A 17,001-nucleotide genomic window follows, 5' to 3' on the forward strand; every position below is an offset into this window, starting at 1 on the left:
TTTCGGCGTGCGGATGCGTTGAGCTTTCTCATGCCGAGGATTTCGCGGCTGGTCGCAGCCAATCAGCATCGATCTCGGGCAGCGGAATGGCCGCGATGAGATCGCGCGTGTAGGCCTGCTGCGGATTTTCGAACAAGACATCGGTGGCGCTGGCTTCGACGATCCTGCCTTCGCGCATGACGATCACCTGTTGGCACAGCCGCCGGATCACCGACAGATCATGGCTGATGAAGGCAACGGTCAGGCTCATCTCTGCCGCCAGCTTCTCCAACAAGGTCAGGATCTGCGCCTGCGTCGACACATCGAGGCCGGAGACGATCTCGTCGGCCAGCACGAATTTTGGCGACAGCGCCAAGGCGCGTGCGATGCCGACACGCTGGCGCTGGCCGCCCGAAAGTTCGTGGCGGTAGCGTTTGGCGAAGCTCTGCGGCAGACCGACGCGCTGCAATGCGTCGGCAACGCGGGTCTTCAGATTGTCGCCAAGGCCGTTCTGTTTGAGCGGTGCAGCAATGATGCTGGCAATGGTGCGGCGCGGGTTGAGCGACGACATCGGATCCTGGAAGATCATTTGCAGGTCGCGGCGCAGCGGCCTGAGCTCCGCCTCCGGCAGATGCGTTATGTCGCGGCCGTCGAAGCTGATGCTGCCGGCGCTGGGTTCCAAAAGACGCACCAAGGCGCGGCCGAGCGTCGATTTGCCCGAACCGGATTCGCCAACGATGCCGGTCACCGATCCGCTGGGCAGGTCGAAATCCAGGCCTTTCAGGATTTCGGCCAAAGGCGCACGGCCGATCAGCGGCTTGCGCGTCATGTCGGGCAGCGCGACCTTCAGCCCGCGCACGGAGATGAGCGGTTCAGCCATGCGGCGGCCTCCAGGCCTGGTCGGCGGTGGCGATCTCCGCTGCCAGTCCGGCCAGCACCGCCTCATCCACCGGTTTCAGCGAGGCGAGCGGATCGGTGTAGCGCGGCGTCGCCGCAATCAGCGCCCGCGTATAGGGATGTTGAGGTGCTGCGAACAGAGCCGCCGTGTCGGCTTCTTCGACCACCTTGCCGGCATAGAGCACCGACACTTTCTGACTGATTTTGGCGACGACGCCGAGATCATGGGTGACGAACAGGATCGCCGTGCCATGGTCGCGCTGCAATTGCGCGATCAGCCGCAAAATCTGTTTCTGCACGGTCACGTCGAGCGCCGTCGTCGGCTCGTCGGCAACGATCAGCCGGGGCTCGGCGGCAAAGGCAGCCGCGATCAGCACGCGCTGGCGCATGCCGCCGGAAAGCTCGTGCGGATAGCTTCTCAGCACGCGGTCCGGGTCGCGGATCTGCACCTCGTCCAGCAACTGGCGGATGCGGGCGTCCGCCCTCTGTCCGCTCCAGCCAAGGATGCGCACCAGCCGGTCGGTCATCTGCGGGCCGATGCGGCGCGACGGGTTGAGCGCGGTCAGCGGGTCTTGCGGGATCAGCGCCGTGCGGGCGCCGATCAGCGTGCGCCGCGCCTTCGGTTGAAGCCGGCCGAGATCCTCGCCTTCCAGCAGCATTTCGCCTTCGACGATGCGTACGCTGGACGGCAGCACGCCGAGCACCGCCTTGCCGATCATCGTCTTGCCGGCGCCGCTCTCGCCGACCAGCGCGCGCACCTCGCCGGGCTGGACGGCGAGCGACACCGAACGCAGCACGCGCTGTCCGTTCGCCAGCACGGCGCTGAGATTTCGGATATCGAGGCAGGCGGCGCTCATCGCAGCACCGGATCGAAACGAGCCTTCAGCGCCTCGCCGAACTGGCTGAACGACAGCACGGTCAGGATCAGCGTGATCAGCGGAAACACCAGCACCCACCAGGCCTGATGGATCGACAACCGGCCCTCGGCGATGATGCCGCCCCAGGTCGGATCGTCGGTCGAGATCGACAGATTGACGAAGGACAGGATCGCCTCGACGATCACGGCAATGCCCATTTCCAGCGACAGCAGCGCCACGATCGACGGCACCACATTGGGCAGCACTTCGCGCAGCATGATGCCGATGCGGCCATAGCCGGCGATACGTGCATTCTCGACATAGTCCATGCGCGCCTGCCCCATCGCCTCGGCACGGATCACCCGGCAAAAGCGCGTCCAGTCGATGACGGCGATGGCAATGATGACGGAGCTCAGGCCGGTACCGAGCACGGCGACGAGAAGGATGGCGAACAGCACCGGCGGGAACGCCATCCAGATGTCGACGATGCGCGAGATGATACGGTCGGCCCAGCCGCCGAAATAGCCGGCGATCAGCCCGAGCGTCGAGCCGACCAGGCAGGCGGCAATGGCCGCTGCGAAGGCGACGACAAAGGCGATGCGGCCGCCGAAAATCAGTCGCGACAGCAGATCGCGGCCGAGGCTGTCGGCGCCGAGCCAATAGCCGGGCTCGGCGCCGCTCATCCAGAACGGCGGCAGCCGCTCCAGCATCAGATCCTGCGCCAGCGGATCCTGTGGCGCGACCAGCGGTGCGAAGATCGCTGCAAGAAGCGCGAGCAGCAACCAGCCGCCGGCAAGCCACAGCCTTGGCCCCAGGCCACGCCTGGCGATGCGTGCCTCATCCATGGCGCAGCCTCGGATTGAGCAGCGCGTACATCATGTCCACAGTGAGGTTGATCAGCACGAACAGCAGCGCGAAGACCAGCACGATGCCCTGGATCAGCGGCAGGTCGCGGTTGATCACGGCGTCGATCGCCATGTTGCCGAGACCCTCATAGGAAAACAGCCGCTCGACGATGACGGTGCCGCCGATGAGGAAAGTGAACTGCACGCCGACCAGGGTGAGTGTCGGCAGCGCCGCGTTCTTCAGTGCCTCGCGCAGGACCACCTGCGTTTCCGAGAATCCCTTCACGCGCGCCAGCACGACATAGTCGAGGTCGAGCACCTCCTTCAGCGACTGTTTCAGCAGTTGCGCGATGATTGCCGCGAGCGGCAGCGCCAAGGCCACTGCCGGCATCAGCATGTGCTTCAACAGATCCCATGTCAGGTCGAAGCGCAGCCGCAGAATGCTCTCAAAGAGATAAAACTGGGTGACGAAGGGCAGGTCGAGCTGCGGCGACACGCGGCCGGAAATGTCGAACACCGGGATCAGCACGCCGAACAGCAGGATCAGCACCAGGCCCCACAGGAAGTCGGGAATGGAAAGCGCCGTCCCGCTGGCTATGTCGATGCCGGCCTCGACCGCGGTGCCGCGTTCGCGCGCGCCGAGGATCGCCGCAGTGCCGCCGATCGCCACTGCCATCAGAAGCGCTGTGATGGCGAGCTCCAGCGTCGCCGGCAGCCGGTTGAACACCAGCCCCAGCACATCCTGGCGCAGCGAGATCGATGTGCCGAAATCGCCTCTGATGACGCCGGACAGCCAGATGAAGAATTGCTGCACGATGGTCTTGTCGAGCCCATAAAGCGCGCGCAACCGGGCAATGTCGGCATCGGTGGCGCCTGGCGGCAACATCATCGCGATCGGGTCGCCGGGCGCGACGCGAATGACGACGAAGACCACGACGGCCACGCCAAACAGCGTGATCGCCATCGTCAGCAGGCGGATCAGAAATCTTTGCAGAAGCATGGTCGCCTGTACATCCGGCGAAAAGGGGCGCGCCACCTTTTTGCGGTGGCGCGCATGCAGTCTATCAGGCCGGGGTCATCAGCGCCGGCAGCAGCGCGCCGGAGACATGCTGCACCACATTGACGCCCTTGGCATGCACGATCGGCTGCGCATATTGCATCAGCGGCAGCACGTAGGCCTGCTCGGCGATGTATTTGTCGACCGCCTTCCAGCCGGCAATGCGCTTGGCCTCGTCCTTCTCGCCCCACAGCGGGTTGATCATGTCGATCAGGTCCTGGCTGTCCCACACCGAATGCGGGCTCGGCCCGTACATGGCAAAGCCGGTCGACGTCGTCGGATCGCCGATGGCATTGCCCCAATTGTAGAAGGCGGCCGGCGCCAGCTTGTCGGCGGCGCGCAACTCATAGTGCTTGGCGATCTCGTAGACCTCGATCGTGGCCTCGATGCCGACCTTGCGCCACATGCCGACGATCGCCTGGATCATCTCGTAATCCTTGGGCTTGAAGCCTTTGGTCGTCTGGATCGTGAACTTGACCGGCTTCTCCGTCGAATAGCCGGATGCGGCGAGCAATTCCTTGGCCTTTTCCGGATTGTGCTCGACCTTGATGGAGGGATCGTAGGCGGCGTATTCCGGCGTTTCCAGCGTGTCGATCGGCTGGCCGTAGCCGCGCAGCAGCCGGTCTACCAAAAGCTTCTTGTCGACGGCCATCACCGCGGCCTGACGGACATTCTTGTCCAGCATCACCTCGATGTCGTTGAAGAAGATCATGCCGATGTCGGAGACGTTCTTGCACGAGCCGGCCAGCCCGTCCTTGGCGATCAGCCGGTCATACTCCTCATAGGGGATTTCGAGCGTCACCTGCGAGGAGCCGGATTCGATTTCGGCGACACGGCTCGCCGCGTCGGTGACGAACTTGATCGTCACATTCTCGAAGGCCGGCTTGCCGCCCCAATAGTTCGGGTTGGCCTTCAGCCGCAGGAAGGCGTTGCGCTCGAACTTGTCGACCATGTAGGGGCCGGTGCCGATCGGCGCCTTTTCGAAGCCCTCGGCGCCGACCTTCTCGTAATAGGCCTTCGGCATGATGTAGCCGGTCAGGAACGACATCCACTTGAAATAGACCGGGTCGAACTGCACCACGTCGCCGGTGATCTTGTTGCCGTCGATCTTGAAGTTGTTGACGTTCTTCCAGACGAACTGGATGGGGTTTCCGGTCTTTTCGTCGCCGGCCCGCTGCAGCGACCACACCACGTCCTCGGCCGTGAAGGGCGAGCCGTCATGCCAGGTCACGCCCTCGCGCACCGTCATCATGATCTTGGTGCGGTCCTCGTTCCAGCCCCATTCTGTAAGCAGGCCGGGTGCGAAGGACAGGTCCGGCTTTTGCGGGATGAACTGGTCGAACACCGACTGGTAGAGACCCTGAATGGTCGGGTTGACCGCCGAAGGCCCCGTGGTCGGGTCCCAGGATGGCAGGTTGACATTGTAGGCGATGGTCAGTTCCCCCGCCGCCTTGGCGATCTGCGGCAGGCCGATGGCGGCCGCACCAAGCGCTGCGGCACTGTATCCGAGCAATTCACGTCTGTTGATTGTCATGGTCGTTCCCCTGTTGGTTGTATTTTCTTTGCGCGGCGTCTGTGACTGGTCAGTGGGTTCAGGCTCCTTGGGCGACCGCGCCTCGCCCCCCTTCACACCAGAAGTTTCCTTCACCCGGAAGAATCCTGTTTCTACCTCCCGCCAAGTTGTTGCGCGAGCATGTAGCCCGAGGCCGCACCGGTGCCGGCGCCCGGCCAAGTCGCCGCGCCCGTGAGATGCAGCTTGGCGACCGGCGTTTTCCAGCCGGCGTAACCACGTGCCGGGCGAAACAAAAAATTCTGCGCCAGATGGTGGCTGCCGCAGACCTGGTCGCCGCCGACGAGGTTGGGATTTTCCCGCTCGAGGTCGAGCGGCGAGAACACGGCGCGGCCGAGGATCTTCTGGCGCAGGTCGGGCGCGTAGCGCTCGATGATGTCGAGCACGCGCTCGGCATATTGCTCCTTGACTAAATCCCACTGTCCCGGGGCGATCTGGCCAGCCGCATCGCCCGATATTTCGGCCGGCAGCATGCGCACCTGCACCCACAGCACATGCTTGCCTCCAGGCGCCCGTGATGGATCGATCGCGGTCGGCTGGCCGACGACCAGCACCGGCTCATCCGGCAACATGCCCGCCATCGCCTGCTGATAGGTGCGCGACATCGCGTCGAGCGATGGCGACAGATGCACATAGGCGAATTGCCGAAGCTCAGTCCCGGCGCGCCAGTCCGGCAAATCGTCCAGCGCCAGGTGGATCATCATCGTGCCCGGCGCGTGGCGGAATTTTTTCATCGCTGCGTCAAAGCCGCCATCGCCGGAACCATCGGGCAAAAGCCGGCCTGGCAGCGCCCCTGGTGCAACGCCGGCGATGACTGCCTTGCTGGCGATATGGAAGTCGCCTGACGCAAGCCGTACGCCGGTCGCCTTGCCGGCGGCAACAGTGATCTCGGCCACCTCGGCGCTTGTGACGATCTTGCCGCCGGCTGCCGTGACCATGCCCGAGAGCGCGCGGATCATGGTGTCGGCGCCACCCTTGCCGAGCACCATGCCGAAGCACTGGTTGGCCATCGATTCCAGATAGGGGAACACGGCGCCGCCAGCGATATCGGGGGCGAAGTCGAGATGCATGCCCCAGGCGGCGAGCGTCGTCCTGACATGCGGCGTCTCGAAGGTCTCCTCAAGCCAGGCGCGTGGCGAGGACAGCAGCAGACGGCCGGTATCGAGAGCGCCGGACATGCCCTTCTTGCGCCACAGGTTCCACGCAGTGCCGGCGAGAGCGCGGCCGCTCATCGGCGAAGCCAGCAGCCTGAACAGATGCTCGGCCTCGGGCATGAACCCCGCGACCAACCGGCGCCATGTGGCGGCGTCGGCCGCGGAAAACGCCGCCAAACGCGAGGCGGTCTTGTCAAGATCATTGCTGACACCGAACCATTTCCCGTCCGGAAAGGCGCTGGCAAAGCAATCGGCCACTGGTGAGAATTCCAGCCCGTGGCTTTTCAATTCATTTGCATATTTCCGGTGGAAGGCCGAGCCGGCGAACAAGCTCAGATTCATCGCGCCGAAATCGTGCCGGAAGCCGGGCAGCGTGAATTCACGGGTCTGGACGGCGCCGCCGATCGTTTCGCTGCGCTCGAAAACTCCCGTTTTCCAACCCTTGAGCGCCAGATGCGCGGCGCAAGCCAGACTGTTATGGCCCGCCCCGACGAATATGGCGTCAAACTCGCTCACGCCCACCCAACCCATTTCCTTTATGCTTAAAGATAATTGCAGATGCATATGTTTTCGTCTAGTAGGATATTAAGGGCCGCAACGAGCCTTCAGCATCTTCGACAAAGAGGGAACAGAGACCATGGACACGCAAAAACTCCTCGGCGAGGTCGCCGGCCAGCTGCTTTCCGGCGCCATCCAGGTTGTCGACCTGTCGGCGCCGCTCGGGCCGGACACGCCGCTGATCAAGCTGCCGCCGGAGCTGGCCGTCGACACGCCGAAGGTCGAGATCCACTCGATCTCCCGCTATGACAAGAACGGCCCGTGGTGGGCCTGGAACTGGCTGAAGCTCGGCGAGCATTCGGGCACGCATTTCGACGCGCCGCAGCACTGGATCACCGGCAAGGACTATCCCGACGGCGCCACCGACACCATTCCGGCGCAGAATTTCGTCGGCCCGGTCAATGTCATCGACTGCTCCGGGGAAGCCGCCGCCGACCACGATTTCCTGCTCACCGTCGATCACATCAAGACGTGGGAAGCCAAGCATGGCGCGATCAACGCCGGCGAATGGGTGGTGATGCGCACCGACTGGTACAAGCGCAACGGCTCGGAAGCCGAATTCCTCAATGCCAACGAGACAGGCCCGCACACGCCCGGCCCGACGGCGGAAGCCATCCAGTTCCTGATCAGCAAGGACATCAAGGGCTGGGGCAGCGAGACGATCGGCACCGATGCCGGCAAGGCCGGAGGCATGGAGCCGCCATTCCCGGCGCACACCTTGATGCACAAGGCCAACCGCTATGGTCTGGCCAGCCTCTGCAATCTCGACCGGCTGCCGCCCAAGGGCGCGATCCTGATCGCCGCGCCGCTCAAGATCGAGCACGGCACCGGCAGCCCGATCCGCGCGCTGGCGCTGGTGCCAGGGAAATAGGGCAGTTGGCGGTCTTCGGGAGAAGATCATGCTCGCAGGCAACGCTGTAGTGATGGATTGGGAGCGGCAGCCTTGCAACGCCGGCGCTCTACGGCGCCCCCCTCTGTCCTGCCGGACATCTCCCCCACGAGGGGGGAGATCGGACGTCACTGCCGCCTTCGCCAATCTCCAACGTCGCAGGAATGAGCCGGGCGCCGAAACTGCCAATCTCCCCCCTCGTGGGGGAGATGTCCGGCAGGACAGAGGGGGGCGCGAAGGAACGCAACCGCGCGCGATTGAATCTCAGCTTCCGGGGACGAGGAGCACCCCTCCATGACCGCCCCCGATCACATCATCGTCGGCAGCGGCATCAACGCGCTGGTCTGCGCGGCGATGCTGGGCGGCAAGGGCGCGAAGGTGCTGGTGCTTGAGCGCAACGACCGCATTGGCGGCTGCATGCGCACCGAGGAAATCACCGCGCCGGGCTTCGTCCATGATGTGATGGCGACGACCTTTGTCCTGTTCATCACCTCGCCGGCCTTTGCCGCACTTGGCAAGGATCTGGCGCGCCACGGGCTGGAGTTCTGCCACACCGCCACGCCTACTGGTGTGCTCAGGCCAGATGGCAGCCATGCTGTGCTTAGCACCGACCGTGCCGCCAATGTCGCCGCGCTCAATGAGATTGCGTCCGGTGATGGCGATAGGCACGCAAACGATGTAAGCGAGATAGAACGCAATGCCGGCCTGCTGTTCGGCCTGCTCGGCGGCAGCCTATGGTCCTATCCGACAACCAGGCTCATGGCAGGCGAGGCCTGGCGGCGTGGTCCGCGCAATCTCGCCGCCTTCCTCGGCGACGCGTTGGCGCCAGCGCGGGGCTGGCTTGAAAACAGCTACCAATCCGAAACCGTCCGTGCGCTTTGGGCGCCCTGGGTGCTGCACGCCGGCCTCGGGCCGGAGGATGCCTTCTCCAGCCAGATCGCCAAGGTTATCGCCTTCGCGCTGGAAGCTGCCGGCGCGCCGATCGTCAAGGGCGGCGCCAGGAATCTGCTTTCTGCCTTCGAAGCACTGATCAAGGAGCGCGGCGGCGTGATCCGGACTGAAGGCGACGTTGCCTCCATTGTCCAGAGTGAAGGCCGGGCCACGGGCGTGCGACTTGCGTCAGGCGAAATCGTCACGGCAAAAAAAAGCATCATCTGCTCGGTCACGCCGACACAGCTTTACGGCCGGCTGTTAGGCAAGGACGCGCCGGCGGCTGCCGTCGAGGCGACCCGGAAATACCGCTACGGCAAGGGCAATTTCCAGATCCACTATGCGCTGGACCGGCCGCCCGCATGGCGCGGCAACGGCCTGGGTAATGTCGCGCTGCTGCATCTGACGCCGGGACTCGACGGTGTGTCCAAGGCCTGCAACGAGGCGGTGCGCGGCCTGTTGCCGGAGGTGCCGACCATCTGCGTCGGCCAGCCGCATGCGCTCGACCCGTCGCGCTGTCCCAACGGCAAGGCGATTCTGTGGCTGCAACTGCCCGAGGCGCCACGCCACATCAAGGGCGATGCCGCCGGCAAACTTGAGGCACCGGCCGACGGGCAATGGACCGAGAAGCTGCGCGAGGCCTATGCCGATCGCGTCGAAGCGATACTCGGCAACCATATCGATGGCTTCAAGGACAGCGTGATCGCGCGCCGCGCTTATTCGCCGGCCGATCTCGAAGCCATGAACATCAACCTGGTCGGCGGCGATCCCTATGGCGGCTCCTCGACCATCGACCAGTCGTTTCTGTGGCGTCCGTTCAAGGCGAGCCGCAATCACGACACCGGCATCAAGGGCCTCTACCATATCGGCGCCTCGACCCATCCCGGCGCCGGGCTTGGCGGCGGCTCCGGCTTCCTGCTGGCGGGGAGGCTGTGATGGAGCAGAGCGTTCCCGAAAAACGCCAGCGCATCTCGACCCTCGGCCAGATCGGCCTGCAGCAATTCGCGCCCTATCTGATGAACCGCATCATGGGCCGCTACAACGCCACCCTGCGCGACGATTTCCGCAAGCAGGGCCTGACCATTCCGCAGGTTCGCACGTTGGCCGTGCTGTCGGTCACCGACGGTGTTACCGTCAACGACCTCTCGGTCTATACGGTGATCGAGCAGTCGACCTTGAGCCGCACGCTCGACACCCTGGAAGGGCAAGGCCTTGTGCGCCGCGAGCAGGGCGTCACCGACAGCCGCATTCGCCATGTATTCCTGACCGACGATGGCCGCGCCGAGTTCACCCGCGCCTGGCCGGCCATGCATGACGCGTTCGAGGCGATGTTCGATGGCATCGACGATGCCGAATACGCCGCCCTTATCGCCACGCTGCTGAAGATGCTGACAAACATTCGAAAGCACGAGATTTGAGTTGAAGTACGCGCCGCCCTGCCGGGCGGCAACGGAAGGAGGCCACCATGGCCGAACGGTCTTTTGCCAAGGAAGTCGAAAAACTCCGGCTCGGCGCCGGCGAGGAGTTTGCCGGCGAAGGCATCCTCGCCATTACCAAGGCGCTGCTGCAATGCGGCGTCGGCTATGTCGGCGGCTACCAGGGCGCGCCGATCAGCCACCTGATGGACGTGCTGGCTGACGCGCAGGATATCCTTGGCGAGCTCGGCGTCCATTTCGAGGCCAGCGCCTCGGAAGCCACCGCCACGGCGATGCTGGCCGCCTCGGTGCATTATCCGATCCGTGGTGCGGCCACCTTCAAGTCGACGGTCGGCACCAATGTCGCCTCCGATGCGCTGGCCAATCTGGCGTCGGGCGGTGTCACCGGCGGCGCGCTGATCATCGTCGGCGAGGATTATGGCGAGGGCTCCTCGATCATGCAGGAGCGCAGCCATGCCTTCGCCATGAAGAGCCAGGTCTGGCTGCTTGATCCGCGCCCCAATCTGCCGTCGATCGTCAAGGCGGTGGAGGACGGTTTTGAGCTCTCCGAGGCCTCCAACACGCCAGTCATGTTGCAGGTCCGCATCCGCTGCTGCCATGTGCACGGCCATTTCATCGCCAAGGACAACAGGCGGCCGCCAATGTCGGTAGCCGATGCGCTGGACGCGCCGCGCCGCGACACTGGCCGCATCGTGCTGCCGCCCGCCTCCTTCCTGCATGAGAAGGAGAAGGTGCAGAAGCGCTGGCCGGCGGCGGTGGATTTCATCAAGAGCCGCAAGATCAACGAATTCTTCGGCTCGGATCATGGCTCGGTCGGCATCGTCATGCAGGGCGGCATGTATAATGCGGTCATCCGCGCCCTGCAGCGTCTCTGCCTCGCCGACACCTATGGCGACACTGACGTGCCGCTTTATGTGCTCAATGCGGTCTATCCCCTGATCGACGACGAGTTCCTGTCCTTCTGCGAGGGCAAGGACGCCGTGCTCGTCGTCGAGGAAGGCCAGCCCAACTATATCGAGCAGGCCTTTGCCGCGATGCTGCACAAGGCCGGACGCGGCACCAGGCTCGTCGGCAAGGAGCACCTGCCGATGGCCGGCGAATACACCGGCCAGGTCATGCTCGACGGCATCGGCTCCTTCCTGCGCACTGAAGCCCCGTATCTGCTGCCGGGCGAGGTACGGGCGCCGAACAAGTCAGGCGAGGGCGTCGACACCGCCGACCTGATCAACGTCGTTCCGGGCCGTCCGCCCGGCTTCTGCATCGGTTGCCCGGAGCGGCCGATCTTCGCCGCGACAAAACTGGTCGAGCAGGAGCTTGGAAAGCATCACATCGCTTCCGACATCGGCTGCCATCTGTTCTCGATCATGCCGCCCTTCGAGCTCGGCGCCACCACCATGGGCTATGGGCTGGGGCCGGCCTCGGCCTCGGCCTTCAATTCGCCTGACGCCAAGCGCCGCTCGATCTCCTTCGTCGGCGATGGCGGCTTCTGGCACAACGGCCTGACTTCCTCGATCGGCAATGCGGTGTTCAACAAGAATGACGGCGTCATCGTCATCGTCGACAATTTTTATTCGGCTGCGACGGGGGGACAGGATATTCTCTCGTCCCGCGCCGGCAACAAAACCAAGTCGACCAAGCATCCGATCACCGAGGCGGTGAAAGGCATGGGCGTCAAATGGTTGCGCCACATCGACCGCACCTATGATGTCGACAAGATGCAGGACACGCTGCGCGAGGCGCTGACGACCGACGAGAAGGGGCCAAAAGTTATCGTCGCCTCGTCCGAATGCATGCTCAACCGGCAGCGGCGTGAAAAGCCGCTGGTCGACAAGGCGATCAAGGGCGGCGAGCGGATAGTGAAGCCGAAATTCGGCGTCGACGAGGACATCTGCACCGGCGACCATGCCTGCATGCGGCTTTCCGGCTGCCCGTCGCTATCGGTGAAATCGCTTGACGATCCGCTGCGTGACGATCCGGTGGCGCATATCGACCAGAGCTGCGTCGGCTGCGGCAATTGCGGCGAGGTCGCCGATGCGGCCGTGCTCTGCCCGTCCTTCTATCGCGCCGACGTTGTCCACAACCCAAGCCGCTGGGATCGCTTTCTCGAAAGCGCACGTCGTTCAACGATCGGCATGCTGCAGCGGCGGCGCGAAAGCCGGCGCCTGACCTTCGCCGATGCTTGACGCCGTCCCATCATCTCGCCCTGGGGCCGACGCTTCGGACGAGCCCGTCATCAAGCTTGCCGTGCTGGCGGTCGGCGGCCAGGGCGGCGGCGTTCTGGCTGACTGGATCACCGATGTCGCCGAGCGCAACGGTTATGTCGCGCAGTCGACCTCGGTCGCCGGCGTCGCCCAGCGCACCGGCGCCACCATCTACTATGTCGAGATGGCCAGAGACACCGGCCGGCTGCCGGTCTTTGCGCTGTCCCCGTCGCAGGGTGATGTCGACATATTGATCGCCGCCGAGCTGATGGAAGCCGGCCGCGCCATCATCAGGGGCTTCGTCACGCCCGAACGCACCACGCTGATCACTTCCTCGCACCGCATCGCCGCCGTGTCGGAAAAGATCGAACCCGGCGACGGCCGCGCCTCGTCCGCCAAGGTGCAGGCAACTGCCGAAGCAGCCGCCAAACATTTTATCGCCTTTGACATGGAGAAGATCGCCGCCGACAATGGCACGATGATCTCGGCCAGCCTGCTCGGCGCGCTCGCCGGCTCCGGCGCGCTGCCCTTCACCCGCGAAAGCTACGAGCAGGCGATCAGTGCCGGCGGCCGTGGCGTCAAGGCTAGCCTCGCGGCCTTCGGCGCTTCCTTTGACCGCGCGCGTGCCATTGCTGGCGCTGCCTCTTCGGAAACGGTGGAGAAGCCGGCGGCTACCGAAACCGGTTCTGGCATGAAGGCGAAGGTGAGCGGGCCGGAAAACCTCTTGCAGGGCTGGCAGCAATTGGCCGCCCGCATCGATGCTTTGCCGGCTGCTGTTCGCGACATGGCGATGCTTGGCCTGAAAAAAATCGTCGACTATCAGGATATCGCCTATGGCGGGGAATATCTCGAGCGGCTCGACAAGGCTATCGCTGTGGACAATGCCGATAGCTACGGGACCGACCATGCCTACGCGCTGTCGATATCAGCGGCAAAGCATCTGGCCAACGCCATGTGCTACGACGACATGATCCGCGTCGCCGATCTCAAGACCCGCTCGACCCGCGACAGACGGGTGCGCCGCGAGGTCGGCGTCAAGGACGGTACGGTCCTGCAGGTGACCGAATATTTCCATCCGCGCATCGAGGAATTCTGTGGTACCCTGCCGGCAGGCCTTGGCAGCTACATCGAGAACCGGCCGAAGCTCGCCGCCTTTCTCGACCGCCGCATCAATCGCGGCCGCCACATCCGCACCGACAGTTTTGCCGGCTTTGCCGCGCTCTGGTTCATCGGTGGCCTGCGCCGCTGGCGTCGTCGCCTGCTGCGCCACAAGGTCGAGACCGCGCATCTGGAGCGCTGGTATGATCTGGCGCTTGGCCATGTCCGGCAAGATTACGCTCTGGCCGTCGAGATCCTCAACTGCCGCCGGCTGATCAAGGGTTACAGCGACACCCATGCCCGCGCGCAATCCAAGTTCGATCGCGTGCTCTCGGCGCTCGATCTGGTCAAGGGCCGGGACGATGCCGCCGACTGGATCAGGCGCCTGCGCGAAGCGGCGCTCAAGGACGAGAAGGGCGACATGCTCGATGGTGCGCTGAAGACCGTGGCGTCGTTGGGCCCGCATCTGGAAAATTGAAACGCTCCGGTTCGGCAGCGAACCGCTCAGGGCTTCGGGCAAACCTGTCATATCGAGATGAGTGGCTTGCCCGTCCTTCCAATCATAGACGTTATATCCATTCGCGGAAGCGCGTGCCCGCCTTGAGGAATGCATCCCTGATTTGGAATTCTGCGACGCGTTTCTTTCGTCTCTCGAAAGTCCGCAATTTGAGAGAGTGGAATTCCACATATGCGGCATAGAGATCGCGATGGCTTCCAGACTGGATCATGTCGTCAAGGATCTCATACTCCGCCCCTTCGACATCGAGCTTGAGAACGACCACGTCGTACAGTTCACGCTTCGCTCGGATCATCTGTGACAGCGAAAACGTTTCGACGAGGTCCGGAGTAAATCGTAGCGATTGATACAGGCTCTCGTTGTGGCCATAGACGATCGAGCAACCTTGATGTGTAGGCCCCGACCGCTCCGGAGGGGGACCAAATAGTTCGGCAAAGCCATCTTTGACGCTTGCCGCCTTGACGATGATCTCCATAGTCGCATTTTCCGAACGCAAGGCATCAAGGTGCGGCAGGCAATTCCTGTTGGGTTCGACCAGAACGTAGTCGAAGCGGTCGGGTGTGTAGTACCGAGAAAAGTATTTGTAACCCTGGCCGACGTTTGAACCACAATCGATAAACAATCCGCGATTTCGCTCTGCCGCCTTGAGCTTGGACGATGCCTGCGTGGCATCGGCCGCAACACGGCGGCGGAGCCACACCGACCTAAGTGGTTCGCTCAACGACCAGGCTGACAATTGGAGAAATCGACCAAACCCTTCTGCTCTCAGGACGTGTGTTGCTTGCTGGATCTTTCTATTGAGCTTTGTTGCTAATTGGACAACAGGTGCCGTTGCTGAAATTAACATTCTCTGCCTCCGGATTGCCTCCCGCCCAAGGTTGACCATTCCGTTGCATACAAATGCTTGAACTTCGTACAGAGCTTCCGATCCGCAATGCTACTTGGGAAGCGAACGTAGGAAACTACGCTTAAATCCGGGCTTGTCTTCGTCCGTTCGAGGGAAGCCCCCGCTCTTGCGCTGGCGCTCGGCCACGTCCGGGAAGACCATGCGCTGGCCGTCGAGCCACTCAACTGCTGCCGGCTGATCAAGGGCCAACGAACTTTTGATTGCGATGTCATCCGGCGTTCAGCCGATCGGGTGGTATTTATTCCCCAGGGGTGTGAACCATGGAGAATACAGTCATGCTCACCAAACACATTCTGCCCATCGCCCTTGCGGCGGGCACCCTGATGTTGTCGAGCGCCGGTTCGCAAGCCATGCCGATGGCAAGGCCAGGCGCGGCCCAGATCCCCGTCGAAACGGTTGGCTGGCGATGCGGCCCCGGCTGGCACGTCAACAATTGGGGCAATTGCGTGCCAAACCGGCGGTTCCGACCGATCCACCGCTGGCACTCCGGCGTCTGGTTTCATCATCGCTGGCACCCCGGCTATTGGGCCCGGTAGGCGCTGACGGGTTCGAAAAGCACCCGCGTCGGAAACGGCGCGGGCGTTCCTGTCGCCAAGTGGACCGGGATTGCAGGGGAAAATAGACGGAAACAACTGGTGCCGCTTGCGTGACTCGAACACGCGACCCCATCATTACGAATGATGTGCTCTACCAACTGAGCTAAAGCGGCCCGGGAAGCCCGAGGCATCCAAGATGCGCTGGGTGATAGACGCAACCTGCCGCGAATTCAAGATGCGACTTGGCAATTCGTGTCGATCCCATATTTGGCCGAAATGAAGCGCGCGCCGCCGAACCGTCATTGCCCGCACGATGCCACACCAGCAGGTTGTTTGCCGGTGCGGCGGAAAAATCGGCGGGAAATGTTGATTTCTTTACCGAAAAGCCGCCGAAATGGGCTTTGAGGGTATCGGCAAGGCAGAATGCGGGTGCTCGCCCGTTGATTGATTGGTCGCCTGCGGCTAACGATCATGACAATGTGAGCGAACGTGCAGAGGGATCCGGCTTGGACGCCATCGAAAAAGCGATCCGGAATGCTTTCGAAAAAGGCAACGCCGAGGACCGCGCGTTTCGCGAGAGGGTCTATCGGTCGGCCTTCGCGGCACTTGACCGGGCCCTCCAGGCCAATCCGAACGTGACGGTGGAGGTCGCCATCAAGCGCCGCAAGGCGGTGCAGGCCAAGATCGCCGAAATCGAATCCGAATTCCTGCCCGCCGTACCCGACTTTGCCGCGCCGGCGGACAACGCCGCGGTAGTGCCGGGGGACAACGCTGCGGCAGCAGTGCCGGAGGACAACGCTGCGGCAGCGCCCGCGGTCGAGCTTCCGGCGAATGGCGACCCTGCGGTCGAAGCTGCCGAGCCAGCGCCGTCGCCCGACATCGTTGTCGACGGGCCGGTAGAGCCTCCTCCATCCGACGAACCCAGGTCGCGCGTGCTGCCGGTCGTTCCCGATATCATGCCCGAAGCGGTTTTTCCCGGCGTGCCGGAGATCGACATGTCGGCCCCCGCACCGACCGGAACCGACGAGGCCGAGGTGACGCCCGACCGCGACGAAAGGCGGGTGGTGGGGCGCCGCTTGCCGCTGACGGGTATATTTCTTGGCGTGACGCTGCTCGCGGCAGCCGGCATCGGCCTGTATTTCGCCGCGCAGACCGGCGTCTTCAAGACGCCGGCCGAACTCGATACGGCGCCGCCGCAAGAGCCGCCGACGGTGGGCGATGACGATTTCGCGCCGCCGGCAGACACGGCCTCGCCGCAAAAGCCCGGCGAGGCCGATCAGGCGCGCGACTGGATCAACGTGTTTTCGCCGAGCGACCCCACGCTCGTCAGTGCGCCCTCGGATGCCAAGGCCGAAGTCATGCAGGACGACAGCGGTTCCTTCCTGCGCATCCGTTCGGGCGCTTCCGGCTCGGCGATCAGTTTCGACGTCGGGCAAGGCGTGCTGGACAAGCTCGCCGGCAAGCATGCGACGTTCGATATCCTCGCCCGCTCCGAGGAAGGCAAGGAGACGCAGATCTCCATCGACTGCAATTTCGGTGAACTCGGCGACTGCGGCCGCAAGCGCTATGC

General features: G+C 63.6%; 14 protein-coding genes and 1 tRNA gene. 7 read left to right on the forward strand and 8 right to left on the reverse strand.

The genetic code is table 11. The annotated features are described in order from the left end of the window. Positions 1-28: 28 nt before the first annotated feature. The 6 genes from CN311_RS16350 to CN311_RS16375 form a co-directional block, all read right to left on the reverse strand. Positions 29-859, reverse strand: a complete 831-nt coding sequence (locus CN311_RS16350; protein ID WP_097574800.1) for an ATP-binding cassette domain-containing protein — start codon at positions 857-859, stop codon at positions 29-31. Beyond that, positions 852-1,733 (reverse strand): ABC transporter ATP-binding protein, encoded by an 882-nt coding sequence (locus tag CN311_RS16355; RefSeq protein ID WP_097574801.1) that lies wholly within the window; start codon positions 1,731-1,733, stop codon positions 852-854. Before CN311_RS16355 ends, CN311_RS16350 begins: the two co-directional genes overlap by 8 nt. After that, on the reverse strand, positions 1,730-2,578 hold the full coding sequence (locus CN311_RS16360) for an ABC transporter permease (protein WP_097574802.1): 849 nt from the start codon (positions 2,576-2,578) through the stop codon (positions 1,730-1,732). The genes CN311_RS16355 and CN311_RS16360 overlap by 4 nt, the downstream gene beginning before the upstream one ends. Continuing rightward, positions 2,571-3,578, reverse strand: coding sequence for an ABC transporter permease (locus CN311_RS16365; protein ID WP_097574803.1), 1,008 nt, complete (start codon positions 3,576-3,578; stop codon positions 2,571-2,573). Before CN311_RS16365 ends, CN311_RS16360 begins: the two co-directional genes overlap by 8 nt. Positions 3,579-3,642: 64 nt before the next feature. Then, the gene (locus CN311_RS16370) at positions 3,643-5,169 is read right to left on the reverse strand and encodes an ABC transporter substrate-binding protein (RefSeq protein WP_097574818.1); all 1,527 of its coding nucleotides are present in this window, start codon (positions 5,167-5,169) and stop codon (positions 3,643-3,645) included. A 131-nt stretch (positions 5,170-5,300) separates the two neighbouring features. Further along, complete coding sequence (locus CN311_RS16375; protein ID WP_097574819.1) at positions 5,301-6,875, reverse strand: phytoene desaturase family protein; 1,575 nt, start codon at positions 6,873-6,875, stop codon at positions 5,301-5,303. A gap of 121 nt (positions 6,876-6,996) precedes the next feature. Between CN311_RS16375 and CN311_RS16380 the strand changes: the two genes are divergently transcribed. The 5 genes from CN311_RS16380 to CN311_RS16405 all read left to right on the forward strand — a co-directional run bounded on the left by CN311_RS16380 (position 6,997) and on the right by CN311_RS16405 (position 13,949). Further along, positions 6,997-7,788, forward strand: coding sequence for a cyclase family protein (locus CN311_RS16380; RefSeq protein ID WP_097574804.1), 792 nt, complete (start codon positions 6,997-6,999; stop codon positions 7,786-7,788). Between the two features lie 312 nt (positions 7,789-8,100). Continuing rightward, positions 8,101-9,672, forward strand: coding sequence for a phytoene desaturase family protein (locus CN311_RS16390; RefSeq protein ID WP_097574805.1), 1,572 nt, complete (start codon positions 8,101-8,103; stop codon positions 9,670-9,672). After that, positions 9,672-10,154, forward strand: coding sequence for a MarR family winged helix-turn-helix transcriptional regulator (locus CN311_RS16395; protein ID WP_097574806.1), 483 nt, complete (start codon positions 9,672-9,674; stop codon positions 10,152-10,154). Before CN311_RS16390 ends, CN311_RS16395 begins: the two co-directional genes overlap by 1 nt. Positions 10,155-10,201: 47 nt before the next feature. Continuing rightward, the gene (locus tag CN311_RS16400; protein ID WP_097574807.1) at positions 10,202-12,355 is read left to right on the forward strand and encodes a thiamine pyrophosphate-dependent enzyme; all 2,154 of its coding nucleotides are present in this window, start codon (positions 10,202-10,204) and stop codon (positions 12,353-12,355) included. Continuing rightward, on the forward strand, positions 12,348-13,949 hold the full coding sequence (locus CN311_RS16405; RefSeq protein ID WP_097574808.1) for an indolepyruvate oxidoreductase subunit beta family protein: 1,602 nt from the start codon (positions 12,348-12,350) through the stop codon (positions 13,947-13,949). The genes CN311_RS16400 and CN311_RS16405 overlap by 8 nt, the downstream gene beginning before the upstream one ends. A gap of 91 nt (positions 13,950-14,040) precedes the next feature. Here the strand turns inward: CN311_RS16405 and CN311_RS16410 are convergent, their stop codons facing one another. After that, positions 14,041-14,835: an FkbM family methyltransferase gene (locus tag CN311_RS16410; RefSeq protein ID WP_097574820.1), complete on the reverse strand. Its 795-nt coding sequence runs from the start codon at positions 14,833-14,835 to the stop codon at positions 14,041-14,043. 335 nt (positions 14,836-15,170) lie between these two features. Here CN311_RS16410 and CN311_RS16415 point away from each other — a divergent pair, with 335 nt between their 5' ends. Next, a complete protein-coding gene (locus CN311_RS16415) occupies positions 15,171-15,431 on the forward strand; it encodes a GCG_CRPN prefix-to-repeats domain-containing protein (RefSeq protein WP_097574821.1) in 261 nt (86 codons plus the stop codon). A gap of 97 nt (positions 15,432-15,528) precedes the next feature. Here CN311_RS16415 and CN311_RS16420 read toward each other — a convergent pair. Then, positions 15,529-15,604 (reverse strand) — tRNA-Thr (locus tag CN311_RS16420). 333 nt (positions 15,605-15,937) lie between these two features. Here CN311_RS16420 and CN311_RS16425 point away from each other — a divergent pair. Then, positions 15,938-17,001 (forward strand): hypothetical protein (locus CN311_RS16425; protein WP_097574809.1); only part of this gene is annotated, 1,064 nt, incomplete at its 3' end.

The sequence above is a fragment of the Mesorhizobium sanjuanii genome, from assembly GCF_002529485.1.
GTDB lineage: Bacteria > Pseudomonadota > Alphaproteobacteria > Rhizobiales > Rhizobiaceae > Mesorhizobium > Mesorhizobium sanjuanii.